Annotated in this window: 26 protein-coding genes and 1 pseudogene; 16 read left to right on the top strand and 11 right to left on the bottom strand. The window is 68.0% G+C overall.

Features of this window, described 5'->3' with window-relative positions; genetic code table 11:
* Window positions 1-122 precede the first annotated feature (122 nt).
* Complete coding sequence (locus EI982_RS18540; protein WP_199243674.1) at window positions 123-284, top strand: DUF7838 family putative zinc beta-ribbon protein; 162 nt, start codon at window positions 123-125, stop codon at window positions 282-284.
* 6 nt (window positions 285-290) lie between these two features.
* Here EI982_RS18540 and gcvH read toward each other — a convergent pair whose 3' ends face one another.
* The 4 genes and pseudogenes from gcvH to EI982_RS16300 all read right to left on the bottom strand — a co-directional run bounded on the left by gcvH (window position 291) and on the right by EI982_RS16300 (window position 4,306).
* The gene (gene gcvH, locus EI982_RS16315; protein WP_157690694.1) at window positions 291-674 is read right to left on the bottom strand and encodes a glycine cleavage system protein GcvH; all 384 of its coding nucleotides are present in this window, start codon (window positions 672-674) and stop codon (window positions 291-293) included.
* Entirely contained in the window at window positions 671-1,762 is a 1,092-nt protein-coding gene (gene gcvT / locus EI982_RS16310) for a glycine cleavage system aminomethyltransferase GcvT (protein ID WP_157690693.1), read from the bottom strand. The genes gcvH and gcvT overlap by 4 nt, the downstream gene beginning before the upstream one ends.
* A 116-nt stretch (window positions 1,763-1,878) precedes the next feature.
* A pseudogene (locus EI982_RS16305) lies at window positions 1,879-2,673 on the bottom strand (TrmB family transcriptional regulator).
* A gap of 475 nt (window positions 2,674-3,148) precedes the next feature.
* Entirely contained in the window at window positions 3,149-4,306 is a 1,158-nt protein-coding gene (locus tag EI982_RS16300; protein ID WP_157690692.1) for a two-component system sensor histidine kinase NtrB, read from the bottom strand.
* A 560-nt stretch (window positions 4,307-4,866) separates the two neighbouring features.
* Here EI982_RS16300 and EI982_RS16290 point away from each other — a divergent pair.
* Window positions 4,867-6,675, top strand: a complete 1,809-nt coding sequence (locus EI982_RS16290; RefSeq protein ID WP_233255330.1) for an SLC13 family permease — start codon at window positions 4,867-4,869, stop codon at window positions 6,673-6,675.
* A 144-nt stretch (window positions 6,676-6,819) separates the two neighbouring features.
* Window positions 6,820-7,539 (top strand): helix-turn-helix domain-containing protein, encoded by a 720-nt coding sequence (locus EI982_RS16285; protein ID WP_157690690.1) that lies wholly within the window; start codon window positions 6,820-6,822, stop codon window positions 7,537-7,539.
* Here EI982_RS16285 and EI982_RS16280 read toward each other — a convergent pair.
* Window positions 7,536-7,889 carry a DUF5658 family protein gene (locus EI982_RS16280; protein WP_157690689.1) on the bottom strand — a complete coding sequence of 118 codons (354 nt, stop codon included), beginning with the start codon at window positions 7,887-7,889 and terminating at the stop codon, window positions 7,536-7,538. The genes EI982_RS16285 and EI982_RS16280 overlap by 4 nt on opposite strands.
* 137 nt (window positions 7,890-8,026) lie before the next feature.
* On the opposite strand from EI982_RS16280, the gene EI982_RS16275 reads away from it, so the two are divergent.
* Entirely contained in the window at window positions 8,027-8,476 is a 450-nt protein-coding gene (locus EI982_RS16275) for an NYN domain-containing protein (protein WP_157690688.1), read from the top strand.
* Window positions 8,477-8,519: 43 nt separating this feature from the next.
* On the opposite strand, the gene EI982_RS16270 is transcribed toward EI982_RS16275, so the two are convergent.
* Window positions 8,520-9,308 (bottom strand): hypothetical protein, encoded by a 789-nt coding sequence (locus EI982_RS16270; protein ID WP_157690687.1) that lies wholly within the window; start codon window positions 9,306-9,308, stop codon window positions 8,520-8,522.
* 180 nt (window positions 9,309-9,488) lie between these two features.
* On the opposite strand from EI982_RS16270, the gene EI982_RS16265 reads away from it, so the two are divergent.
* The 5 genes from EI982_RS16265 to hmgB all read left to right on the top strand — a co-directional run bounded on the left by EI982_RS16265 (window position 9,489) and on the right by hmgB (window position 15,192).
* Window positions 9,489-10,343, top strand: coding sequence for a TatD family hydrolase (locus EI982_RS16265; protein WP_157690686.1), 855 nt, complete (start codon window positions 9,489-9,491; stop codon window positions 10,341-10,343).
* A 70-nt stretch (window positions 10,344-10,413) separates the two neighbouring features.
* Window positions 10,414-11,001, top strand: a complete 588-nt coding sequence (locus EI982_RS16260; RefSeq protein ID WP_157690685.1) for a DUF2150 family protein — start codon at window positions 10,414-10,416, stop codon at window positions 10,999-11,001.
* Between the two features lie 45 nt (window positions 11,002-11,046).
* A complete protein-coding gene (locus EI982_RS16255; protein WP_157690684.1) occupies window positions 11,047-12,690 on the top strand; it encodes a hypothetical protein in 1,644 nt (547 codons plus the stop codon).
* 76 nt (window positions 12,691-12,766) lie between these two features.
* Window positions 12,767-13,474, top strand: coding sequence for a type IV pilin N-terminal domain-containing protein (locus tag EI982_RS16250; protein ID WP_157690683.1), 708 nt, complete (start codon window positions 12,767-12,769; stop codon window positions 13,472-13,474).
* A gap of 380 nt (window positions 13,475-13,854) precedes the next feature.
* Window positions 13,855-15,192: a hydroxymethylglutaryl-CoA synthase gene (hmgB, locus tag EI982_RS16245; protein ID WP_157690682.1), complete on the top strand. Its 1,338-nt coding sequence runs from the start codon at window positions 13,855-13,857 to the stop codon at window positions 15,190-15,192.
* Here the strand turns inward: hmgB and EI982_RS16240 are convergent.
* Window positions 15,189-15,896 carry a helix-turn-helix domain-containing protein gene (locus EI982_RS16240; RefSeq protein WP_157690681.1) on the bottom strand — a complete coding sequence of 236 codons (708 nt, stop codon included), beginning with the start codon at window positions 15,894-15,896 and terminating at the stop codon, window positions 15,189-15,191. The genes hmgB and EI982_RS16240 overlap by 4 nt on opposite strands.
* Window positions 15,897-16,024: 128 nt before the next feature.
* Here EI982_RS16240 and EI982_RS16235 point away from each other — a divergent pair, with 128 nt between their 5' ends.
* The 4 genes from EI982_RS16235 to EI982_RS16220 all read left to right on the top strand — a co-directional run bounded on the left by EI982_RS16235 (window position 16,025) and on the right by EI982_RS16220 (window position 19,306).
* Window positions 16,025-16,804 (top strand): 2-keto-4-pentenoate hydratase, encoded by a 780-nt coding sequence (locus EI982_RS16235; RefSeq protein ID WP_157690680.1) that lies wholly within the window; start codon window positions 16,025-16,027, stop codon window positions 16,802-16,804.
* Window positions 16,805-16,880: 76 nt separating this feature from the next.
* The gene (locus EI982_RS16230) at window positions 16,881-17,498 is read left to right on the top strand and encodes a metal-dependent hydrolase (protein ID WP_157690679.1); all 618 of its coding nucleotides are present in this window, start codon (window positions 16,881-16,883) and stop codon (window positions 17,496-17,498) included.
* Window positions 17,499-17,540: 42 nt separating this feature from the next.
* On the top strand, window positions 17,541-18,968 hold the full coding sequence (locus tag EI982_RS16225) for a DASH family cryptochrome (protein ID WP_157690678.1): 1,428 nt from the start codon (window positions 17,541-17,543) through the stop codon (window positions 18,966-18,968).
* Window positions 18,965-19,306, top strand: a complete 342-nt coding sequence (locus EI982_RS16220) for a 2Fe-2S iron-sulfur cluster-binding protein (RefSeq protein WP_157690677.1) — start codon at window positions 18,965-18,967, stop codon at window positions 19,304-19,306. Before EI982_RS16225 ends, EI982_RS16220 begins: the two co-directional genes overlap by 4 nt.
* 51 nt (window positions 19,307-19,357) lie before the next feature.
* Here EI982_RS16220 and EI982_RS16215 read toward each other — a convergent pair whose 3' ends face one another.
* On the bottom strand, window positions 19,358-19,543 hold the full coding sequence (locus EI982_RS16215) for a DUF8178 family membrane protein (protein WP_157690676.1): 186 nt from the start codon (window positions 19,541-19,543) through the stop codon (window positions 19,358-19,360).
* A 56-nt stretch (window positions 19,544-19,599) separates the two neighbouring features.
* A complete protein-coding gene (locus tag EI982_RS16210; protein WP_157690675.1) occupies window positions 19,600-19,860 on the bottom strand; it encodes a DUF8028 family protein in 261 nt (86 codons plus the stop codon).
* A 268-nt stretch (window positions 19,861-20,128) separates the two neighbouring features.
* Here EI982_RS16210 and cmk point away from each other — a divergent pair, with 268 nt between their 5' ends.
* Window positions 20,129-20,818, top strand: coding sequence for a (d)CMP kinase (gene cmk / locus EI982_RS16205; protein ID WP_157690674.1), 690 nt, complete (start codon window positions 20,129-20,131; stop codon window positions 20,816-20,818).
* Here the strand turns inward: cmk and EI982_RS16200 are convergent.
* Together EI982_RS16200 and EI982_RS16195 are read right to left on the bottom strand one after the other, a co-directional pair.
* Window positions 20,815-21,753, bottom strand: coding sequence for a DMT family transporter (locus EI982_RS16200; protein ID WP_157690673.1), 939 nt, complete (start codon window positions 21,751-21,753; stop codon window positions 20,815-20,817). The genes cmk and EI982_RS16200 overlap by 4 nt on opposite strands.
* Before the next feature lie 26 nt (window positions 21,754-21,779).
* Complete coding sequence (locus EI982_RS16195; RefSeq protein WP_157690672.1) at window positions 21,780-22,331, bottom strand: CBS domain-containing protein; 552 nt, start codon at window positions 22,329-22,331, stop codon at window positions 21,780-21,782.
* A gap of 29 nt (window positions 22,332-22,360) precedes the next feature.
* Here EI982_RS16195 and EI982_RS16190 point away from each other — a divergent pair, with 29 nt between their 5' ends.
* A complete protein-coding gene (locus EI982_RS16190; protein ID WP_157690671.1) occupies window positions 22,361-22,627 on the top strand; it encodes a hypothetical protein in 267 nt (88 codons plus the stop codon).
* A gap of 218 nt (window positions 22,628-22,845) precedes the next feature.
* On the top strand, window positions 22,846-23,493 hold the full coding sequence (locus EI982_RS16185; RefSeq protein WP_157690670.1) for a ribonuclease H family protein: 648 nt from the start codon (window positions 22,846-22,848) through the stop codon (window positions 23,491-23,493).
* The last annotated feature ends 94 nt before the right edge of the window (window positions 23,494-23,587 follow it).

Raw genomic sequence — 23,587 nt, 5'->3', positions numbered from 1 at the left:
TCGACGGTTGAAATACTGCCACTCTTCGCCCCTGGAGCACTGGTTCGCTATCGCGACATGCGATTTATCGAGGCGTTTCGGGAATCAGTATCTTCAACACGGCACGCCCCGGAGTCGGGGACATGAGCCTCGAGATGACCCGCGACTGTCCCGAGTGTGCGAACGACCGGTTCTGGCGGACCGCGAGCACGACGATGCATCTGGGGGAGAAGACGAAGTGGACCTGCACCGAGTGTGACTACAAGCTGATCCGGATCGACGGCATCGACAGCGCCGAGGCCTGATCGGCGCTATTCGACGTTGTCGCGGTACTCGTCGGCGGTCAACAGGTCGTCGAACTCGCTCTCGTCGCTCGGTTCGACCTCCAGCATCCAGCCGTCGCCGTAGGGATCCTGGTTGAGCAGTTCCGGCGCGTCGAACAGGTCCTCGTTGACGGCGGTCACCGTCCCCGACACGGGCGAGAGGAGGTCCGAGACGGCCTTGATGCTCTCGACGACGCCGAACTCCGCCTCGGCGGTCACCTCGCTGCCGACGTCGGGGAGTTCGACGAACACGACGTCGCCGAGTTCGTCCTGTGCGAAGTCGGTGATGCCGATGCGGACGGTGTCGCCGTCCGTCGTCGTCCACTCGTGCGATTCCAGATACCGCCGGTCGGTGGGTACGTCGAAGCTCATTTGTCGATGAATGGTGGGCTGACCACCTTTGCCTGCTTCGGTTCGCCCCGGACCACGACCCGAACGCGGGTTCCCGGGGGTGCCTCGTCGGCCGCGAGGTAGCCGAGGCCGATGGGTTCGCCGAGCGTGGGACTCATCGTGCCGCTGGTGAGGTGGCCGAGGTGGTCGCCGTCGGCGTCGACCACCTCGTACCCGTGTCGCGGGACGCCCCGTTCCAGCAACCGAACGCCCCGGAACCGCTCGTCGATCCCCTCGCGCTCGACGCGTTCGAGCGCGTCACGCCCCACGAACGACGTATCGAGGTCGACGGTCCAGGCGATGCCGGCCTCGTAGGGCGTCCGGGGCTCGTCCTCGGGGTCGAAGTCCTGACCCGAGAGGAGAAAGCCCATCTCCAGACGGAGGGTGTCGCGCGCGCCGAGCCCGCAGGGCTGGCAGTCGAACGCCGACCACACCGTCTCCACCTCGTCCCACGGACAGAGGAACTCGAAGCCATCCTCGCCGGTGTAGCCCGTCCGTGACGCGAGCGAGCGGACGCCCGCCACCTCCAAAAACGAGGCCTCGAACCGGTCGACGTCGCGGGTCGCGCCGTTCGTCGCGTCGGCGGCGAGGTTCGTCGCGTCCGGCCCCTGTAACGCCAGCATCGCCCACTCCTCGGTCGTGTTTCGCACCGTCGCGTCGAGGCCCCGCTCGTCGCGGTGATCGACCCACCGCTCGTACATCTCCTCGTCGTGCCCGGCGTTCGGGACGAACAGGTACCGGGGACCCGCGTCGTCGGGCAGCCGGAACACCACCGTGTCGTCGAGGATGATCCCGTCCGCGTCGGTGATGCAGGCGTACTGGGTGTCACCCGGATCGAGTTCGGTCACGTCGTTGGTGGTCAACCGGTTCAGCAACGCCGTCGCGTCGGGACCGGACACCTCGATTTCGCCCATGTGCGAGACGTCGAACAGTCCGGCGGACTCCCGGACGGCCGCGTGTTCGGTACTGATGGAGTCGAACTCCACCGGCATCTCCCAGCCGCCGAATTCGGTGAACGAGGCACCCCGCGAGGCGTGTGTCTCCCGCAAGGGTGGCTTCCGTAGACCCATACCGACGCAACGACGCCTCGGATCCTAATGCTTTGGTCCGCTCGGGACTGCCCGGACGGTGGATAAATCCTATGTCGCGATAGCGAAGCGCGGTGCGGGGGCGATCACGGCGTGCGTCACTCGTGTGGGTCGTCGATGGACGCCAGCCCCTGTGCCATGAGCCGGCGGGCGATCACGACGAGGCCGTTGCCGAACCCCTCGCCGAAGATGGCCTGTTCCTCCCCGGAGTCGGGGACGATGGAACTCACCAGGATCGACGCCCGGTCGACGAGGAGGAGGCGACCGATCGCCGTCTCGTCGGTTCCCGCCCGCCGAAGCCACTCCAGTCCGGAGAGAAACGTCGTGGCGTCGGGGAGGGCCGTCGCGATCCGCTCCTGGAGCGGTTCGGTCAGCGCGCCGACCACGGCGTCGACGTCGTCGTCGACCCCGTCGAGGGTGTCGACGAGGTCGTCGGTGAGAAGGGATTCGTCGCCGACGACGAGGACGACCTCGTCCGAGGCGTCGGCGATGAGGTCGTCGGCCCGGTTCTCGATAGCCTCCCGTCCGGACATCGCCCACACCTCCTGGATCGCCTTGCCGTCGTCCTCGTCGACGACTTCGATCGTCTCGAGGGCCGTGTGGAGGCGGTCGACGCGGTCCTACCGGTCGCGGAGCGTCTCGGTCGCCTCGGCCAACGGGACCGCCCGGAACTGCTGTGGGCTGGAGTGCTGGATCTCGACGAGTCCCTGTGACTCCAGCACCCGGATCGCGTCGTACACTCGGGTTCGGGGTACCTCGGTCATCTCGCTCAACTGCTTCGCCGTCCCCGCACGGACCCGTGAGAGGCCGACGAAACACCGTGCTTCGTACTCCTTGAGCCCGAGTTGCTGGAGTACGTCGACCGCCCGTTCCAAGTCGTTTGTCGTGGTCATGTGTCCCAACCTCACGGGATGACCCTGTGATTCGCTACCCGATTCTCCGTCGGGCCGGATAGATGTTGTCACTAGCGGAGTGACGGACTCGAAAGGTAACGCCGTCGTTCGCCGTTCGTAACCCGATCTCTCAGATGACGTTTTTGTTGTGATTCGATCGGTTACAGTGTCGGCATCGCTCGTAAACAGCCGTTCCACGGATCGAGGAACTGGACCGCGATGTGACGCATTTGATCACAAAAGAGATATATCGGGAGAGTTCGAAGGTCCCTCTTGGCACGCAGAGTTCTGTGTCCCAACCACCGTTCTACTGCGTGCCGACCCGGCCACCCCGTGGTCGGGTTCGCACTCGCGCCGGCGGCCGGTGATCCACTACTCCCGTCGAGCGACTCGCACGGCTCCCGAGTGTCAACGTCGTCCGGTGCTCCCCCTCGATACGCCCGACGGCCGGGAGTCGGCGCGTCGTGGCCGACGGCTACGGCTCGCCGGTGAAGTCGACGGCCGTGATCTCGAACCGGGCGCCGCCACCCGCCGCGTCGGTCACCGTGATGTCCCATCCGTGAGCGCCGACGATCGAACGCACGACCGAGAGGCCGTATCCCGTCCCGTCCTCGTGGGTGGTGTAGCCGTGTTCGAACACCCGGTCGCGGTCCGCCGTCGGGATGCCCGAGCCGTCGTCCTCGACGTAGAACCCGTTTTCGAGCGGGCCGACGGCGACGTGTACCGGGGGGGCGCCGGCTTTGCCGGCTTCCCGAGGGATCTCCGATCCCTCGCTGTCGCCGGACTCCGTCCGATTGCCCGTCGAACCGTGTTCGACGGTGTCGTCGGCGCTTTCGCGCCGACTGCTCGTGGAACCATGTTCCACGCTGTTCCGCAGAAGGTTCTCGAACAGCTGGACCAGCCGGTCCGGATCGGCCATCACCGCCGGGACCGGGTCGTAGGTACAGGTCGCATCGCCCGACAGCGCGCCCTCCTTGGCGATATCCAGGACACGCCCGATATCGGTCGTCTCCGGCCGTTCGACCACGTCGCCCTGTCGGGCCACGCGGAGGAGGTCGTCGACGAGGTCCTCCATCCGGTCGGTCGTCGCCTCGATGGCCGCGAGGTGTTCCGGGTCGCCGGTCTCCCGGAACAGTTCGAGACGGCCGTCGACGACCGACAGCGGGGTGCGGAGGTCGTGAGAGAGGATGTCCGTGAACTCCTTGAGCCGGTCGTTCTGGCGTTCGAGCATCCGCTCGCGTTGCTTGCTGGCGGTCGTGTCGTGGCTGACGACGGCGTAACCGTCGGCGCCGTCGGTCCCGAGCGGCGAGACGGTACAGGTCGCCCAGAACACCGATCCGTCGTCCCGGACGTGCCAACCCTCGATTTCGATCGGGGCGGTCGCCGCCTCGGCCAACAGGTCGTCGAGCGGTGGCGGCGTCCCCCGATCGTCGGCGAAGAGCCGCTCCAGTCCCCGGCCGACCATCGCGTCGGGGTCGTGACCGTAGAGGCTGCGGGCCACCGCCGGCCACATCGAAACGTCGCCGTCGGCGTCGAGCATGAACGTCGCGTGAGCGGCCGTCCCCTCGAGGAGCCGTCGGTACGCCCCCTCGTCGTGTCCCGTTCCAGTGGAAACGTCGGATGTGGCGTCCATGTGTCAGGCGGTGCGAGGGCGGCCGTCGTCACCGCCCGCGTCGCGGACGGGATGCCTCGTCATGGAACACGAATCGTCCTTCGACGGCCTAAAGTGATGGTGTTTTCACAGTTCCTGTCGTTTCGATTAATCGGGTGACAGCCGGCGAGCGTCCGGGAGGCGACATCCGGGACGAGTTCGACACGGACGCTCCGGAGTCCTCGATCGAGCGGCGCGAGGACGGCGCGTCGCTCGGCGGCGGCGTTCCCGTGCCGGATCGTCGACGATCGGCTCGACACCGAGTTCGAGAGCGACGACGTCGAGGATCGACGGGTTCGTCTGCAGCCGTCTCGGCAGGGTTCCCGAGGTGGGCGACCGGATCGAAGCGGGTGGGTCTCTCCTCGAGGTGGCGGCCGTCGACGACACCCGCCTCGAACGGTTCGTGCTCCAGGCGGCTGACGACGACGCCTAAAAACGGGGGAGATACCAGCCCTTTTGACACGCCCGTGTCTGCCTCCGCTATGTCCGTCGTCTCGGTCGCGCTTGCCGTTCCCGGAACGTCGACGCCCGTGACGGTCGAGATGCTCGTCGTCTTCGCGCTCATCCTCCTCGCACTCGTGCTCTTCGCGACGGAACGGTTCCCGGTCGACGTCACGGCCATCCTGGTGATGGTCCTCCTGATGGTCCTCGAACCGTGGACGCAGATCTCGCCACGCGAGGGCATCTCCGGGTTCGCCAACCCCGCGACGATCACCGTCCTGGCGATGCTCATCCTGAGTACGGGGATCAACCGGACCGGTCTCGTCCAGTTGCTGGGCCGGAAGATGGCCGCGTTCGCGGGAAGCGACCGGCGCAAGCAACTCGCGGCGACCATCGGTGTCACCGGGCCGGTCTCGGGGTTCGTCAACAACACGCCGGTCGTCGCCATCCTGGTTCCCGTCATCGCCGACCTCGCCCACGAGGGAAAGACCTCCCCGTCGAAGCTGCTCATGCCGCTTTCCTTCGCCTCGATGCTCGGGGGGACGCTGACGCTCATCGGGACCTCGACGAACATCCTCGCGAGCGACATCGCGGCACAGTTGGGCGCCGAAAACCCGGCCCTCGGGTTGGAGGCGTTCGGGATGTTCGAGTTCACCAAACTCGGGGTCGTCGTCTTCGTCGTCGGCGCCCTCTATCTCAGGACCGTCGGGGTGCGGCTCCTGCCGGAGCGGGTGCCGGCCGACGAGGACCTCGTCGAGGAGTACGACCTCCAGGAGTACCTCACCGACGTCGAGGTTCCGCCGGAGTCGCCGCTCGTCGGGCAGACCGTCGATGAGGCGCTCGGCGACGACGACCTCGACATCGACGTGTTACAGCTGCTCCGGGGCGGGGAGGGGTTCTCCGACCCCCTCGCGCGCAAGGAGATCCGTCCGAACGACACGCTCCGTCTCAGGACGAACCGCGAGACGCTCGAACGGATCCTGGAGGCCGAGAGCCTCTCCCTGTCGGGCGGCCCCGAGACCGAGGACGACCTAGGTCCGGACGACGAGCCGCCGATGCTCGTCGAGGTGGTCGTGCCGTCGGGGTCGTCGCTCGTCGGCGAGACGCTGGCGAGTTCGACGTTCCGTCAGCGCTACGACGCGAACGTCCTCGCTTTCCGGAGCCACGGCGACGTGGTCCGGGACCGCTTCGAGGATATCCGCATCCGCGTGGGGGACACGCTGCTCGTGCAGGCGCCGCCCGACAGCTTCACTCGCCTCGTCGACAACGAGGACTTCATCGTCGCCCACGAGTTCGACGAGACCACCTACCGGCGCGAGAAGATCCCGTTCGCGGTCGGGATCATCGCCGGCGTCGTCGCGCTCCCGGCGCTGAACCTCCTCCCCATCGTCGTCTCGGCGCTGGCCGGCGTCGTGGCCATGGTCTTCACCGGCGTTCTCAAACCCACGGAGCTCTACTCGTCGGTCGAGTGGAACGTGATCTTCCTGCTGGCGGGGGTGATCCCGTTGGGGATCGCCCTCCAACAGACGGGGGCCGCGACGCTACTCGGGGAGGCCGTCGCCGCGACGGCGACCGTCCTCCCACCGATCGGCGTCCTGTGGGTGTTCTACCTCGCCACCGGGCTCCTGACGAGCGTCATCAGCAACAACGCGAGCGTCGTGTTGCTGATCCCGGTCGCCGCCAACGCGGCCCAGGCCATCGGCGGGAACGCCTTCGCCTTCGTCCTCGCGGTGACGTTCGCGGCCTCGACGGCGTTCATGACCCCCGTGGGCTACCAGACGAACCTCTTCGTTTACGGTCCCGGCGGCTACCGGTTCTCCGACTTCCTGCGCGTCGGCGCGCCCCTCCAGCTCCTACTCTCGGTCGTCACCGTCCTCGGCATCGCCTTCTTCTGGGGCGTCCGGGCGTGACGGAGGTCGCTCCCGCCGTGCGACCGACCGCAGCAGTCGATTCGTCTATAACCAGTCCAGTGCGAATTCCGTATCGGCGTTCGACACGGGGTCGTTCGGAACGGTTTAGTACGTGACGAGCGAACAGCTGCCGATCACGGACCGATGAGGGAGATCGAGTTCTCGGTAGCGTACGAGCCCGGCACCGACGCGCTGATGGACGTGTTCCACGAGTACCCCGCCCTCTCCTGTCGATCGTCGGCCTGTTATTCGAGTCCGTCGACGATGTGGCGGATCGACCACGTCCACGGCCCGGAGGCGGGGATCGAGGCGTTCGCGGACGTGTTCCTCGACGAGGGGCGTTGTAACGAGTGTCTGGACCAGCCGGGGTGTGACTCCCGGCGGGAGTATCACGTCCTCGACGGGACGCCGACCTCGCGGACGATCTACACCTACCGCGAGGAGGTCCACCGGTGTCACTCGCTACCCTACTTCGTGTTGGACCACGTCGGCGAGGGCGTGGTCTTCGAGTCCTGTCGGACGGACGGCGGGTACCGGTGGAAGATCCTCTATCCCGGCGAGCAGGCCGTCGGCGAGCTGTTCGACACCATCGAGTCGAACCTTCGGGACGGCCTCTCGCTGGAGCTCTCCCATCTCCGGCAGTCGGGAAAGTGGGACGCCGACGTCCGCACGGCCTTCCAGCTCTCCCACGAGCAGTGGGAGGCGCTGACCCACGCCGTCGAGGCGGGCTACTACACCCGTCCGCGCGAGGCGACGGTCGCCGAGTTGGCCGAGGATCTCGGCCTGCCGCGGTCGACGGTGCAGTACCGCCTGCGCTCCGCGGAGGACGTCGTCGTCTCCGAGTTCGTCCGCAACACGCTCTAGCCGAACAGGAGCCGAACGTTGTACGCGGTCGTGAACGCGCCGACGAGTGCGAGGGTCGTCGGCGGCCCGTAGTAGAGCAGGGGGTCGGCGTCCCGGGCGCCCGCGAGGCTGATCCCCAGACAGACGAGGAAGGCGAGGAGTTTGAGCCCGACCAGCCCCCAGAGGCCGAAGGCGTCGATGGCCGTCCGGAGGACGGCGTTGGCCTCGCTCACCGAGGCGCTGAACTGCACGAGCGCGATCGTGGTCACCACGTCGCCGACGCCGTAGGTCGTCGTGGCGACGACCCACAGCCGGGAGAACTCGGTGGGGTCGTAGGGCGTCCCCTCCAGGGACAGGGCACCGCCTGACACACCGGGAGTGGGACGGCACGACACAAAACGGCGTCGCCGCCGACGGTCGGAACTCCGGAGACGGCGTCGTGGCTCGGTCCGTACCCCGGCCGTCCGGGAACCGGGACGTATATGTCCGCGAGCGGGGTAGGAGGCCCATGGACCCCCTCGGGTGGCTGTCGGACGGCGGGGACGACGAGCCACGCGTGGCGCTGTTCGTCGACGGGCCGAACGTCCTCCGCGAGGAGTTCGACGTGGACCTGGACGACGTGCGCGAGGCGGCGACCGCCGCGGGCCGACCGGCGACAACCCGGCTCTACGTCGACGAGCACGCGACGCCCGAACTCATTCAGGCCGCCGAGGCCCGCGGGTTCGAGGTGATCGTCACCAGCGGCGACGTCGACGTGAAACTCGCGGTCGACCTCACCCGTTTTGCCGTCGAGGATCGGGCGGACGTGATCGCCGTCGCCTCCCGGGATACGGACTTCAAGCCGGCCGTCGAGACGGCCAACGCCCAGGGACTCCGCACCCTCGCCATCGCGCCCGGCGAACACGGCCGCTCCGACGCGCTCCGGAACGCCGCCGGCGAGAGCGTCACCCTCGACTGAGCCGGCAGTCAGCCGACAGAAACGCCACGGGGCGCGAACGCAGTCACTCCGTGGCGGTGGCGTTCTCCGCGCTCAGTTCCCGGGCCTGGTCTACCCACTCGTGCTCCGGAAACGGGGCCGGCTTGACTTCGTACGTGTAGCGATAGTCGTCACCGTCCGCGTCGACGGTGACGTCGAACGCGTACACGACGCCATCGTCGACCCCGAGTTGGAGCGTCCCGTCGACGACCGGCGGTGCACGGGTGTCCGGGCGGCTACCGGTCGCCCGGTAGGTGACGACGGGGACGCCGTGGTGTGTCGTCGTGTCGACGGCTTCCCACGTGTACGCGTCGAGGAGGCCGGGATGGCGCCCGATGTTGGTGGGAGCGACGCTTCCGTAGTTCCGGTCGTACCGGTAGTACGCGTCCGTGGCCGCGTCGTAGACGAAGGAATCGTCCGCGTCGAGTTGCTCGCGTTCGCGTTCGGGGACGCTATCGGCCGGCTGGACGAACGCGTACGTCGACCCGTTTATGTAGACCCGGGCGTCGTTCCAGCGTTCGCCGATGATCGCACCCGTCGAGGAGTCGATGTAGTAGTTCCCCTCTACGAGCCGACGCTCGGGCGGCGCCGTATAGACGATGGCGTACGACTCCCAGTGATCCCGGGGGCTGTCCGCGACGCTCCGGTTGTCGGCGTCGAGCGCCGCGAAGTCGACGTGGTTCGGCCCGGCACCCTCGGGATACTCCCCGTCGGGGGTCGGGGATCCCGTCCCGTCGGACGGGGTCGCGGGTGCGGCACAGCCGGCCAGGAGGACTATCGTCGCCGAGAGAACGATCGTGAGGCGTCGATCCATCGTGTTATCGCGGTATCTCGGACGGGTGGTACGTAATGGTCCTGATGGGTCAAACGGTGATCGTAGTCCCGGGGAACGCCCCGGTCGGACCGACGGCGAATACTCTCCGGCCGCCCGTATCGGGCGCGGTCGACGGGACGATCCGACCGAGTTTTGCCGGCCGAGCCCCCAGGGACACCCGTGACCGACCCGGAACTCGACACCCCGGTACTCGACGATCACCTCCACCTCGATCCCGACGCCGGGCGGGGGCTCGACGCGGTCCGTGACTTCCGCCGACTCGGCGGGACGCACCTGCTCGTGGTGAACAAGCCGTCGTGGCACCTCGGCGTCGAGGCCGATGCGGGCGAGGACTTCCGTGCCGTCTTCGAGCGGACGCTCGAGGTGGTGGCCGACGCCGACGACCTGTTGCCCGGCCGCGCGTGGCCGGTCCTGGGCGTTCACCCCGGCCTGATCTCGCGGCTCGTCGACGAGCGTGGCCGCTCGGCGGCCGCTGCACGGGACCTGATGCGGGCGGGACTGGACGTCGCCGCCGAGTACGTCCGCGACGGGCGCGCGCTCGCGCTCAAGTCGGGACGCCCCCACTACGACGTCCCCGAGGAGGTGTGGGACGCCTCGAACGCGGTCCTCCGGTACGCCCTCGAACTGGGGGCGGAGTTGGACTGTGCAGTCCAGTTGCACACGGAGGCCAGCGAGGACTTGACCGAAATCGCGACCTGGGCCGAGGATCGGGGGCTGTCGGCCCACCGCGTCGTGAAACACTACGCGGGGGCGACGCTCGCGGGGCCGACGCCGAGCGTGATGTGTCGCAAGGAGTGGCTCCGCGAGGCCGCCGAGCGGGGCGACCCGTTCCTGATGGAGACGGATTTCGTCGACGACCCCGACCGGCCGGGCGCGGTGATGGGGCCGAAGACGGTCCCCCGGCGGGTCCGGATGCTACGCTCGGAGGGGTACGACGACGCGATCAGGCTAGCCCACGTCGAAACGCCCGCCCGCGTCTACGGAATCGACACCGAGGCGACGCTGACGGGCTGAGATCGGCGTTCGACGGGTACCAACGGGCACATAGGAAAGGCCTTTGAGTCCACGAACGTTCGGTCAGGGTATGACCGACGTGGAGGACACGTTCTACACCGAAGACCGCTGGCAGAACTGGATCGGGAGGGTCGCCGAGGAGGACCTCGACCCGGAGAACGAGGATTCGGCGCGACTCCTGCTCAACCTGCAGGACGACGCCGCCATCGCCGTCGCGAAGATCATCAGCGCCCACGAGGACGGCCGCCTCGACGAGGAGGCCGCGATCGACGAACTCGCCGGCGTCCGCGACATCGTCCTCGACGACGTCGACCTGGAGGACGAGGAAAAGCGGATGCTGGTCGACGGCGTCCAGACGAGCCTCGTCTGTGTGTTCTACGCCGCCGAGGAGTACATCGCCGCCGGCCCGGCCGAGGACGGTACCATCGAGGAGTACGTCCACGCGGCGGCCGACGCCGAGGCCAACGAGGACTTAGACGCCGCGCTCGGCTACCTCGTCCAGGCCGGAACGCGCATCATCGACGGCGACGAACTCGACATCGCGCTCGTGGAGGACCTGGAGTACGGCCTGGTCTCCGAGTGGGTCAACGGGCTGGACAGCCTCCAGAGCGCGATGAGCGACCCCGAAGTCGTCGAAGAGGACGAGAACGAAGACTGATATTCGGGCCGGCACCCTTTTGAACGCCGGTGGCAAAGGCTCGCTATGCGATTCCGGGACGACCGGCGAGCCGCCGCCCTCCAAGTCGGCGCCATCCTCCTCCTTGGCTTTCTCGTCATCGGCTTGGCGCTCTACCAGTCGACGGTCGTCCCCGACCAGAACGAGCGCGTTGAGTTCGACCACAACCAGCAGGTTCAGCAGAGCCTGCAGGACGTACGCAATGGGATTCTACGGACTGCGGCCGCGGAGCGCACCAGCCCGACGACGGTACCGCTCGGCACGCGCTATCCGACCCGGATCGTCGCGGTGAACCCACCACCCTCCAGCGGCCGCCTCGCGACCGACTCCGGCGGCGACGTGACGCTCGTCAACGCCACGGCTATCAACGACGAGACGGCGGACTACTGGAACGGGACGAACCGCTCGTACGCGAGCCAGCGGCTGACGTACGACCCCGACTACAGCGTCTACCAGAACGCGCCACGGACCGTCTACGACGACACCGTCCTCTACAACGAGTTCGACGGCGGGAGCCGGGCGGCGACCGGCCAGCGCCTCCTCGAGGGGAACCTGATCTACGTCGTCGCGCTGAACGGGTCGCTGGGCCGGAGCGGAACCCAAGCGGTGTCGGTCAGTCCCACGCCCGTCAGCGCGAGCGATCGGACCGTCGCCGTCAACGGCAGCGACATCGACATCGAAGTCGATACGGACCTCTCGGAAGAGGAGTGGGAGCGCCTGCTCGAAGACCAGTACGAGTCGAACGGCGGTCGGATCGCGGGCGACGCGAGCGGCGTAACCGTGAGCGGCGGCACCCTGACCGTCGACCTCGTGTCGAACCGCACCTACCGCCTGCGGATGGCGAAAGTCGGCGTCGGCACCGGCGTCACCGACACCAGCGAGCGGTATCTGACGGTCGTCGACGGCGCCGACAGCGTCACCACGGGCGGCACCCGTCGGATCGTCCTCGAAGTGCGGGACGGCTACAACAACCCCGTTTCCGGCGTGACGGTCGGCGCGAGCGTCAACCGCTCGGACGCCGCCATCCGCCCGAACAACGGAACCTCGGACGGACAGGGACAGGTCATCTACGAGTACGTCGCCCCCGACTCGCTCTCCTCTGCTCGGGACGACAGTATCAACTTCAGCTTCGAGCGGCCTCTGGACCCGTCGACTTTTGATGGCGACGAGCCGGAGTCGGTGCGGATCAACGTGACGGTAGTGTCGCTGGGGGGTGGCGAGTCGACCGAAGCCGATCGGGTCGTCTACGACGGTGCACCCGGTGGCGAACCGGGCAACGCGAACGGTCGCCTTCGGTTCGACATCCGCAATCAGGGAGAGTCCAACGCCGAAATCGTGGCGTTCAGCGTCACCGACGGAAGCACGTCCGACGAACTGCAGGTCGGCAGCAATTCGAACGAACTCGAAATCACGGGCGGAGGGACCGATGGGGAGGCGAAAGCACCCGGAAACAACGGTTTCGACACGGACGGCACCTCGGAGACGCTCGATCCGGACGCAGTAATCGCCCCGGGTGCGACCGCCGAGGTCACACTCGAGCAGTTCGAATCTGGCGGCAGTGACGTCGACCTCAGCGACGCCACGAAGGTCGACAGCGCGGCCGCGGCCGATATCACCGTGACCTTCGAATTCATCGACGGGAGTACCAAATCCTTCTACTTCGCGCTCTGAGTCCGAATCTCAATATCACGACTAATACTGCCGACGACAGACTCATACCACCTCACGAGCAACGCCGAGGCGACAGATGCCCGACCGCGCCCAAACCGAACTCGTCGGCGCCATCCTCGTCGTCGGCCTCGTCGTGGTCTCCGTCGGCGTCGCCGGCGCGTACGCGATGGGCACGGTCACGCAGGCCTCGGAGACGCCGGAGGCGACCGTCACCGGTCAGATCGACACGGACGGAATCGTCCTGTCCCACCAGGGCGGCGACTCGCTCCCGAGTGACGACCTGCGCCTACTGGTGCAGGTGAACGGGAGCGAGACGGGACTGGCCTGGAGCGACGGGACGCTCTCGGGCGGCGACGACGCCTTCGACCCCGGCGAGGGGTGGACCGTCTCGCGGGACTACGCGCCGGATAGTCTGGTGACAGTCCGACTGGTCGACGACCCCTCGAACACGATGCTGTTCCGGACGGAGACGACGGTGACGGGGCAGGAACCGGTCGAATCCGACATGGGTGGACAGATCGATGCCGTCGACAGCGAGGGCGAGATCGAACAGGGCGATATCCCGACGAGTTCGGACGAGTCGGAGGAAGAAGAGGAAGAAGAGGAAGAAGAGGAAGAAGAGGAAGAAGAGGAAGAAGAGGAAGAAGAGGAAGAAGAGGAAGAAGAGGAAGAAGAGGAAGAAGAGGAAGAAGAGGAAGAAGAGGAAGAAGAGGAAGAAGAAGCCGGCAACGGCAACGGTAACGGCAACGGCAACGGTAACGGTAACGGCAACGGCAACGACTGAAAGCCCCGTTCGAAGCATCGATCCGTCCTCGTCGGATCGATGCGGGGTCGACCGCCCGCGTCGACATCCGCTCTCGTGCCGTCGAACGACCTCTCGGTCTTGCGGCGACGAAGGCTTCGGTCGCGTCGTTCTCCGTTCCGTGGTTCTCGCCGTTCGTCTCACCGATCGTCACACCTCGCTTGATTCGGGGCTGACCGACCGTCGTCATCGCCGCCACTCCACTCCGCGGCCTCGCTTCTACTTCGGGGCCCGCGCTACGCGCACCCCGTTTCGCCACGAGGCCTTCCTCCGGTCGACCTCGCTTTCGCCGAACCCGTATTTCGACGTCCGACGTATCCTGCATCGACAAACCCATATAGCGGCTCCCGCAACCCGAGGGTATGACAGCCGTCGGCATCGACGCAATCGAAATCTGGACGGGGAAACTCGCCTTGGACCTGGCCGAGACGTTCGCGCCGGCCAAGGACGACAACCCGGAGAAGTACACGAAGGGGCTGGGGCTGCGGGCCTCCTCGTTCCCGGACACCTACGAGGACATCGTCACGATGGGCGCGAACGCGGCCAAGCGTTTGATGGACCGGAAGGGGCTGGAACCGGACGACATCGGCCGCATCGACGTGGCGACCGAGAGCGCGTTCGACAACTCCAAACCCGTCTCGACGTACATCGCCGGCTGCCTGGAGGACGTCTACGACGGCGACTTCCACCACGCGAACAAGGGCGAACGGAAGTTCGCCTGCGTGGCTGGCACCCAGAGCATCGACGACGCGTACAACTGGATCAAGGCGGGGCGCAACCGGGGCCGCGCGGCGCTGGTCATCGCCACCGACACCGCGCTCTACGCCCGGGGCGATCCCGGCGAGGCCACGCAGGGGGCGGGCGCGGTGGCGATGCTCGTCGACGAGGACCCGAACGTGGTCGAACTCTCGACCCACCAGGGCTACGGGAGCGCCGACGAGACGGACTTCCTGAAGCCCAACCAGCAGTTCCCGAGCGTCGACGGCAAGCGCTCCGTGCAGGTGTATCTGGCGCGGATGCGCGAGGCCCTAGAGGACTTCGAGTCCGTCGCCGGGCGCACCCACCCCGACGACTACGCGTACATCCCCTTCCACACGCCGTTCCCGGGGATGGTGCGGAAGGCCGCGCTGCTCGGCTTCCGGCACATGACCCGCGACACCGAAGTCGAGGACGGCCTCGCCGACGAGATCGGACGCCAGCCCCGCGAAACCGACTTCGAGGACTGGGACGCCTACGAGGGAGCCATCCGCGAGTACATGGACGCGCTGAAGGAAACCGATACCTACGACACTTGGTACGCGCGGGCCATCGACCCGACGCTCACGCTCTCGCGACAGGTGGGTAACTGGTACACCGGGTCGGTCCACGTCGCCCGTGCGAGCGCGCTCAAGACCGCCGCCGAGACGGGGCGGGCGCTCTCGGGCGAGAAGCTCCTCCTCGGCTCCTACGGCTCCGGCGCGCAGGCGGAGATCCACTCCGAGACGGTCGCCGAGGGGTGGCGCGAGGAGGTCGAGGCACTCGACATCGACGAGCAACTCTCCCGGCGCTACGACCTGAGCTTCGAGGAGTACGGGCGCGTCCACGACGCCCACAACCACGAGAAAGAACGGGAGTTGGAGGAGTTCACCGTCCCGGGCGGGGAGTTCGTCTTCACCGGCTGGGGCCGGATGAACGAGCGAACCTACGAGTACGTCGACTAAGGGAGGTCGCGGAGTTCCGCGAGCGCCGTATCCAGATCGCGGTTCGATACCGCGAGGGCGAACCCGTCGATCTTGGCGAGTTCAGTCGCGTGCTCCCAGAGATCCGCCGGTTCCAGACCGTGGAGCACGACGGCGTTGGGGGTCGGGTTCACCACACGCAGGGCCACGAGCGGCGACTCTCCCCGGGTCACGTCGGTGAACACGAGCGCGCGGTTCGTGCTCTGGCCGTACAGCCGGTAGAACTCCTCGCTCGGGAGGCGCGTGATCGCCTCGATGCTGTTGATTACGGTGTGCCCGCTGACGTGGTCGTGCTCGCCGCCGATGACCTCCGTCGCCTCCATCACCTCGTAGAACCGCTCCAAGGGGATCGAGGTCGGATACTCGCGGAGGTCGTGGACGATGTCGCTCTCGAAGCCCGCGGAGATGACTCTGGCGTACTGTCGGATGCGCCCGCCGCCGCGTGACTCGTCGATGTCGAGCAACGCGCGGACGATCCGACTGACGACGCCGATGCCCGGGCTCTCCCGGCGGCCGCTCTCGTAGTCGGAGATGACAGACGAGGAGACGCCCAGTCGCTCGGCGAGCTCCGTCTGTGAGACGTCGAAGTCCGTGCGCCACTTCCGGAGCGTGGCACCGGGGTTGGAGCTGAGCGTGATCTCGCCGGCGATCCGCCTGGCGAGGTCGTCACGGGGCTCGTCGCTCATCGGTCACCCCACCCTCCGAGGGACCAGATCATATCCGAAATCCGGGCGGTGAGCGCAAAAGGGTACCGAAAGGCCGGACGTTGGACGATCCCCCGAAGCTTTGTCGATCCGGTCCACAGGGACGGTCGATGCCACGAACCATCGACGCGTCGGCCGTCGCGGATCTCGCCGACCGGCTCTACGAGGCCAACCGGACGGGGGAGCCGATCGATCCGCCGGAGCAGCCGCTGACGGTCGCCGACGGCTACGCCGTCCAGCGCGCGGTGCTCGACCGCCGCGAGGACGCGGCGGGGCCACCGGTCGGCTACAAGGTGGGGTTCACCTCGGCGGCGATCCGGGACGAACTCGGCGTCGACGAACCGGCGTACGGGCGCGTCCTCGACGGGACGGTTCGCACCGAGGGGCGACTGGATGACGGGCTGATCGAGCCGAAGGTGGAGCCGGAGCTCGCGCTACGGCTCGGGGAGCCGCTGGAACCGCCCGTCGACGCCGTCGACGTCCTCGCCGCGACGACGGCGGTCGTGCCGGTCGTCGAAGTCGTCGACTCGCGGATCCGCGACTGGACGGTCGAGGCCGGGAGCGCGGTCGCCGACAACGCCCTCGCGGCTCGGGTGGTCCACGGCGGCCGGACCGCCGCCCCGACCGACCTGGATCTCGAACTCGAAGCCGTGGCCGTCCGCCGGAACGGGGAGCGGGTCGCGACCGGCGTCGGCGCCGACGTCCTCGACGGCCCCGCGCGAGTGGTGGCGTGGCTGGTCGAGGCGCTCGCCGACCGCGGGAAGCGGCTGGCGGCCGGCGACCTCGTCTCGACGGGATCGCTCACGTCGCTGGTGTCGCTCGACCCCGGCGACACCGTCGAGGCCCGGTTCGCGTCGCTCGGATCCGTGACCGTCTCGCGTCCCGAGTAGGCGAGCGATCCGTCCGGCGGCAGGTGGCCGTGAAACGCGGCGACAGTATCAAGCCCGTGACGGCCAAGGCCTACCCATGCCCTCGACGGTCGTCCACCTCGCCGTCGGCGGCCTGATCGCCGCCGCGCTGCTCGGCGACGAGTTCGACCGCCGTGCCGTCGCCGCCGTCCTCGTGGCCACGGCGGTGCCCGACCTGGACACGTTCGCCGGGCTAGTCGTGCAGGGGGGCCACCGGGCGCTGTTGCACACGTTCGTCCTGCCCGCCGTCGGCGGCGCGGTTCTCGCCTACGACACCCGGCTGCGTGCCCGATCCCGCGTCCGCGACCGCCTGGGAACCCGGGGCGTCCGCGTCGCGTGGGTCGCCCTCGCAGCCTTGCTCTGTGGCGGCATCCTGCCCGACCTGATGACCAACGGCGTCAACGCCTTCTACCCGCTCCACGACCGCTTTTTCACCGTCGACGGCGAACTCCTGCTGTCGAACCAGCGGGGGGTGGTCCAGACGTTCGTCGACCTCTCGGCCGAGCCCGAGCGGACGACCGAGAACACCCACTACTGGACGGGCGTCGACCCGTCGCCGGGGGCGGAACCGGAGAACGTCGAGCGGATCTTCCCGGTCGTCCGCTCGGGGTTCCAGCTGCTCGTGATCCTCCTCGGAGCGTTCACGCTCGCCGCGCGGTTCGCCGAGGAACGGTAGCCCGGCCGCGCTTTGATGGGACTGTGACCGTTACGGGAAACGATGGCCTCGAAGACTGCCCTCCTGTGGCTCCGGCGCGACCTGCGTCTCCACGACAACCCGGCGCTGGCCGCTGCGGCGTCGGCCGACCGCCTGCTCCCGGTGTACGTCGTCGATCCACGCCGGTACGGGACCGCGACCTTCGGCGGCGCGGACTCCTTCACGTTCGAGAAGACTGGCGGGCACCGCGTCGCCTTCCGGTGTGAGGCCCTCGCCGACCTGCGCGAACGCCTCCGTGACCGGGGGAGCGACCTCGTCGTGCGGACCGGGGAGCCGTCGTCGGTCGTTCCGGCCCTGGCAGCCCGAGTCGACGCCGACGCGGTCCACGTCCACACGCGGCCGACCCCCGAGGAGCGCACGGTCGAGCGGCGGGTCGCGGACGGGCTCGAGGACGTCCCGCTCGTCCGCCGCTGGGGGCACACGCTCTATCACCCCGACGACCTCCCGATGGCCGTGGACGAGGTGGACGACACCTACACCCCGTTCCGGAAGCGCGTGGAGTCGGCGGCGACGGTTCGGGACCCGCGTCCGGTGCCCGATCTCCCGACTCGACCGGCGGTCGACCCCGGAACACTGCCGACGCCCGGGGATCTCGGAGTCGAGAACCCGTCCCACGACGACCGGGCGGTCCTCGACTTCGAGGGCGGGGAGACCGCCGCCCTGGAGCGCGTCGAGGAGTACCTCTGGGAGACCGACTCGCTCCGGGAGTACAAGGAGACCCGGAACGGCCTGCTGGGCCGGGACTTCTCCTCGAAGTTCTCGCCGTGGCTGAACGAGGGGTGTCTCTCGCCGCGCCGGGTGAGCGCGGAGATCGACCGCTACGAGGACCGCCGCGTCGCGAACGACTCGACGTACTGGCTCCGCTTCGAACTGCGCTGGCGGGATTTCTTCCAGTTCCAGTTCGCCAAGCACGGGGCGACGTTCTTCACGCCGGGCGGCATCCGGGAGCGCGACGTCGACTGGATGGACGACGAGGCGGCGCTCGACCGGTGGAAACGCGGGGAGACGGGAATTCCCTTCGTCGACGCGGCCATGCGGGAACTGAACCGGACGGGCTACATGTCGAACCGGGGGCGCCAGAACGCCGCCTCCTTCCTCGCGAACGACCTCCGGATCGACTGGCGGAAGGGCGCGGCGTACTTCGAGACGCGACTCGTCGACTACGACCCCGCGTCGAACTACGGCAACTGGGCGTACGTCGCCGGCGTCGGCAACGACTCGCGGAACCGCTCGTTCGACGTCCTGGGACAGGCAAAGCGGTACGACCCCGAGGCGGCGTACGTCACCCGCTGGCTCCCCGAGCTCGACGCGCTCCCGCCGGCGGCCGCCCACGAACCGTGGCGGCTCACGCCGGCCGAACGGGCCGAACACGGCCTGGAACTCGGCGTCGACTACCCGCGACCGATGGTCGATCTCGAGGGGTCGGAATGAGCTGTTCGGTGGTGTACGTCCGGGTGGTGGACGGGGACGGGGACGGGGACCTCCTGGTCGCGCCGGCGGGAACGACCCTCCGGACGGCTCTCCTCGACGCGGGTCACTCGCCGTACACGCGCCTCACCGAGCGCGCGAACTGCGGCGGCCGGGGGCTGTGTGCCACCTGTGGCGTCCGGATCGAGGAGGGAACGGCGCCGCCGACGGACTGGCACGACGAGTTGGCGTCACGGTGGGGGTATCCGCGGCTCTCCTGTCGGATTCGACTGGAGTCCGACCTGCGGGTCCGGATCCCGGAGAAACGGATCTGGGGGCGGCGAGAGCGGACGAACGGGTGACCGGGTCGTTCGACGGGCTGCCGTGACCGTTTCCCGACGAGGTGCTCCCGATCAGGCGGGGCGACCATCGACGTCGGTGCCGACGAGGTACGTGCCGATGGTCAAAAGCGCCGCGGCGGCGAGCGCCAACAGGTCGACGGTGAACGTGGTCCCGGGGAACACCGCCGGGAAGAAGGCCGCGGTGCCGACGACCATCAGAACGATCCCGATCAGTCCTCGCTGCGAGAGGCCGAGCATACGACACCTCTCCGTTCCCAGGTACATAATTGATTACGCTTCGTGTCGGGAGCGGATCACCGACCGTGTTCGTGGCCGAGGACGAGGGCGGCGACGTTCACGGACAGTAGGCCGGCGAACACCGTCGCCTGCTGGCCCTGAAGGCCGCCGACGAGCAAGGGGAGATAGAGGAAGGGGAGGGCGACGGCGATCCAGAAGGCCAGGAACCTGAGCGGCGCGGCGACGACTTCGAGGCTCCGCTGCAGGGGCCAGGCTTCGACGAGTTCGTGTGGGCGGGGCAAGCGGTCGATGGGGGCGGTGGGGGACGAGTTCGACATCGGGGACACCTCGTTTCCTCGATGCGCCCCGGACCCCATATACCCCACAGAGCGTTGGCGTCGTTTCGGGGATTTTCACTCCCGACCGCGCGCAACACGACACCGTTCACGACGTCTCGAATCGGAATCTAACCTTTTATAGAGCTATCTCACTTTTTTATTCTGTTTTTAGATATCGGATACAAGTCGCCGAGCGATCGGGGCGTTCGGATCGGTCGGAACCGGTGTTCTCTTAACGACGGTGACGCGTAGGTGCTGACGAACGTTCATGTCGAACGCGAGCGCCACCACAGAGCGGCAAGTCGACAGCAACCTGTTCATCACCGTCTCCGGCCCGCCGGGGTGTGGTGCGACGACGCTCACCGAGGGGTTGGCGGAGGCCCTCGACTGTGGGTACGTCATCGGCGGCGACATCTTCCGTGACCTCGCGGCTGATCGTGGGCTGTCGGTCCAGCAGCTCATCGCCAAGGCCGAGGAGGACGACCGGATCGACCGGGCGCTCGACCAGCGGTTGCGCCGGATCGCCGAACAGTGGGGTGCGGCGAACAAGGCGTTCATCCTCGAATCGCGGCTCGCGGGGTGGCTCGCGGGCAACCGGGCCGACCTGCGGATCTGGCTCGACGCGCCCGAGGAAGTGCGGATCGAACGCCTCAGCGACTACGAGGTGAGCTACGAGATAGAGCGGCCCGACGAGCGCGCGTCCAACGACGTCCGCCTCGAAGAGCTGGACGACGAGGATTCGATCGGCCCCCTGCTTCGCGTTCGCGAGGTGAGCGAGGCCGGGCGGTACGAGAGCTACTACGGCATCGACGTCGAGGATCAGTCCTTCTACGACCTATCGATCAACACCGCGCGGTGGGAGGCCGACACCGTCCTCGACATCGTGCTCTCGGCGGTCGAGGGGTACGAGGCCGAGGCGGACGAGGGGTCCTTCACCACCCGCGACGTGGACATCTAGTCGTCGCCCAGCCCCCGGATCGACGCGCCGAGCCGCGGGAGCTCCGCACGGATCGCCCGGCGCTTGACTAGGAGGAATCCCAGGAAGATCAACAGGAACCCGGCGGCCGTCGCCGGAGAGAGCCCCTCGTCGAGGAAGAGCCAGCCGGCGAGCGCGGCGAACACCGGCGCGACGTAGGAGACGAGGTTGATCTCGACGGCCCCCAGTCGATCCAGCAGGTGGAAGTAGATGAGAAAGCCGAGCGCGCTCGCCGCGAGCGCGAGATAGGCAAGCGAGAGGACCGCCGTCGTCGAGAGGCTGACGTCCGCGACCGACTCCCCGAGGCCGACGGCGACGAGATGCATCAGGAGGGCACCGCCGATCATCGACCACGCCTCCATCGTCTCGATGGGCAACTCGGCGTCGATGCGCCGAGTCAGCACCGACCCGAGGGCGAAGGCCGTCGCGGCGCCGAACACGAGCAGCTTCGCGACGACGCCGCCGGTCACCAGCGCGTCGGGGTCCGGGCGAGCGAGGACGGCTACGCCGAGCAGCCCACAGAGCAGGCCGACGCTCCCGACGACGGTCAGGCGTTCGGCGGGGAGGAGGGCGCGAGCGAACCCGGTCGTCAGCACGGGGCTGAGGCTGACGATGACCGCGGCGGCGGCACTGGTCACCGCGGGATCGGACTCGCCGAGAAAGAGCAGGACGTGATAGCCCGCAATCAGGAGCGTCGATCCGACGGCGATCAGCGCCCACTCGCCGCGTCCGCGGGGAAAGGGGTCGTCGACGGCCCAGACGGCGTAGCCGAGCATGAGTACGCCGGCGACGTCGTACCGGAGCGCCGCGAAGAGGACGGGCGGGAAGTAGGCGAGCCCCGCCTTGATCGCCATGAACGCGGAGCCCCAGACGGCCGCGAGCGCGAGAAAGAGGCCGAAATCTCGGTACCGGGACACGGCCTACCCTCGGCGCGAGCCCGCACTCAACGTTTCGATTCGACGCGCTCGTCGCGAAGCGCCCGCAACACGTCCTGTCGGGCGACGATGCCGACGAGTCGGCCGCCGTCGTCGGCCTCCCGCCGACTCTCCGAGGAGCGTGGCTCCTCGCGCTCGACGACCGGGAGCCGGTTGATGTCCCGCTCGTCGTCGGCCAACAGGTCGAGGATCGTCTCGAGGTCGGTGTCGGGCACGACCGTCACCACGTCGCTCGTCATCACCTCGCTGATCGGCCGGCCGGCGTTCCGCGCGAGGTCGATGCCGAGGTCGAGGTCGTCCCACGACACGTCGACCGCGTAGGTGAGCGTCTCGGTGAACGGCGGGAGACCGATCGGGATCCAGAGCGTCCGATCCTCGGTCCCGAAGAGGTGGACGAGGTCGTGTTGGGTGACGATGCCGACGACACGCTCCTCGCTGTCGACGACCGGAAAGCCGTTGAACTCGACGTCCGCGAGTCGACCGAGCACCTCGCTCACCTCGTCGTCGGGGGCGACCGTCTCCACGTCGGTCTCCATCAGGGACCGGGCAGTCAGGGTCATGGCTGCAGAGACGCCCGTCGGCCGTGTAGGTGTTACGCAACTGGCGGGGGAGCGACACGCCGGCGCCGTCGGTCAAGCTGATGGAGATAAACGAAGCGTCGTTCGACCTGCAGAGCCGGATCTGGATCCGGGATCCGGGCGACTCCGACTTCCTCGGGATCCGCGGGCGGTTCGTCAAGGACGTCACGGACCGATTCGAGGCGGCGGGGATTTCCATCCCGTACCCCCATCGGACCGTGGAGGGGTCGCTCGACACCTCGGGACGGGAGCGGTCGGAGGCCATCTCGGACGACTGACACTGTTTATTGTAAGTCAGTACCGGTGGTTCGCCGGGACAACCCCGACGAACCACCGGTGAACAGGTACAATAATCCGTATGAGTGTCGGACACGACGGGCGGACCGCGCGTGGCGGGAGCGTGACGCGGCACCGAGAAGCGGGCAGGGTGTTCGATCGGCGGAACACGGGCCGGATTCCGCCGTACGTTTAAGTAACCCGACTCCAAACGCATCGTATGGCCGTTCACGGCCGTTCGACGCTCCGGGACCTGTTCGACGACTCGCCCACGCCCCACATCGCGCATCCGCCGCGCACACACCACCGACATTTCTACGTCGCCACCGACGGCTCCTACCGCGCGGACGGTGGCGGACTCGGGGCGGTCATCGAGACGCGCGACGGTCGGCGGGTCGCACGGATCGCGCTGCCGGACACGCCGCCCGACAACAACGTCGCCGAGTATCGGGCGCTCCACCTCGGTCTCGACGTCCTCGCGGCCCGTGCCCCGCCGGGGTCCCGCGTCGGCGTCCTCGTCGACCACGACGACCTAGCGGCGAACGTCAACGACGCGACCCTCGCGGCCGGCCACCCCGACTGGGAACCCGCCCATCCGGTCGAGGTGCCGACACACGGCAAGTACCACTGGCGAGGGGTCCGCGCACGGATCGCCCACTTCGAGGAGCTACGGGCGGCCCGCATCGACAGCCGGGTCAACCCCGCACATCCGCTCGCCAACGCCCCCGATCAGTACGCACACGTCAACCGCCGAACGGACCGGTGTGTGATTCCCGCGTCCGGCGAGCGTGCGCCGGAGGACGGCCGTGCCGACGCCGGGAGCGAAATTCCGCCGCCGTCGCGGGCCGAACGGCGGGCGGGCGACTGATACCGTTTGTTGTGAGTCAGTACCGGCGGTTCGCCAGAGCAGTCCGGCGAACCACCGGTGAACAGTTGCGATATATGAGCGCGGACACGCCTCC

Source organism: Haloplanus salinarum (genome assembly GCF_009762275.1).
Lineage (GTDB): Archaea > Halobacteriota > Halobacteria > Halobacteriales > Haloferacaceae > Haloplanus > Haloplanus salinarum.
The sequence above is the reverse complement of the archived record's forward strand: the minus strand, read 5'-3'. Positions and strand labels throughout refer to the sequence as shown.